Below are 1,086 nucleotides of genomic sequence, written 5' to 3'. Positions count from 1 at the left end.
AGAGACAATGATGGGGCTAATACAGATGCGTCAGATTTCAATGAAGTATTGGGCTTGACGGATGTTACGGAAGAAGAGTCTGATAAATTGAAAGATTTGATCAGTGAAGGAGCAGAAGTAGAGACGATATCAGACCTAAGAGAACTGTTAGACCAGATCAGGAAGTTGGAGGATATCCTTACTGATATCAGAGACAATGATGGGGCTAATACGGATGCGTCAGATTTCAATGAAGTATTGGGTTTGACGGATATTACGGAAGAAGAGTCTGATAAATTGAAAGACTTGATCAGTGAAGGAGCAGAAGTAGAGACGATATCAGACCTAAGAGAACTGTTAGACCAGATCAGGAAGTTGGAGGATATCCTTACTGATATCAGAGACAATGATGGAGCGAATACAGACGAGACAGATTTCAATGAGCTTTTAGGTTTGACGGATATTACGGAAGAAGAGTCTGATAAATTGAAAGACTTGATCAGTGAAGGAGCAGAAGTAGAGACAGTATCAGACTTAAGAGAATTATTAGATCAGATTAGGAAGTTGGAAGATATTCTGACGGATATCAGAGATAATGAAGGAGCTGATACAGACCAGACAGATTTCAACGACCTATTAGGCTTGACAGATATTACTTCAGAGGAGTCTGATAAGTTGAAGGATTTGATTCAGGAAAAATTTGCTTTAATTAATATTCAAGGAGTTAGGGATTTGTTGGAAGTGATTCGAACCCAAAAAGATGTTGAACTATTATTTGTTCTTCCAATAGCAGATTTAACATACAATGGTAAAACTCAGTTTCCAGAAATCTCTATTATTGAAGGAGAAAAACTCCTAAAAATCAACTTAGACTACACTATAACTTACAATAATAATCTAGATGCTGGTATTGGAGAAGTACTTATAACAGGCTTGGGTAACTATATAGGAACTCGACTGGTAAATTTCAAAATTTTACCAGCTACTTTAACGATCAAGGCGAATAATCAATCCAAAATTTATGATCTAGAAGACCCAGTGTTCACTTATACAGTAACTGGTTTGATCGGATCGGATCAATTGATAGGTAAGTTGTCAAGAGAAGCT

1 protein-coding gene is annotated in these 1,086 nt (G+C 36.9%); it reads left to right on the top strand.

Features of this window, described 5'->3' with window-relative positions:
• On the top strand, positions 1-1,086 hold a 1,086-nt coding region (locus CHB66_RS17060), incomplete at both ends, for an MBG domain-containing protein (RefSeq protein WP_212668475.1).

The organism is Belliella buryatensis, assembly GCF_900188245.1.
Lineage (GTDB): Bacteria > Bacteroidota > Bacteroidia > Cytophagales > Cyclobacteriaceae > Belliella > Belliella buryatensis.
The sequence above is the reverse complement of the archived record's forward strand: the minus strand, read 5'-3'. Positions and strand labels throughout refer to the sequence as shown.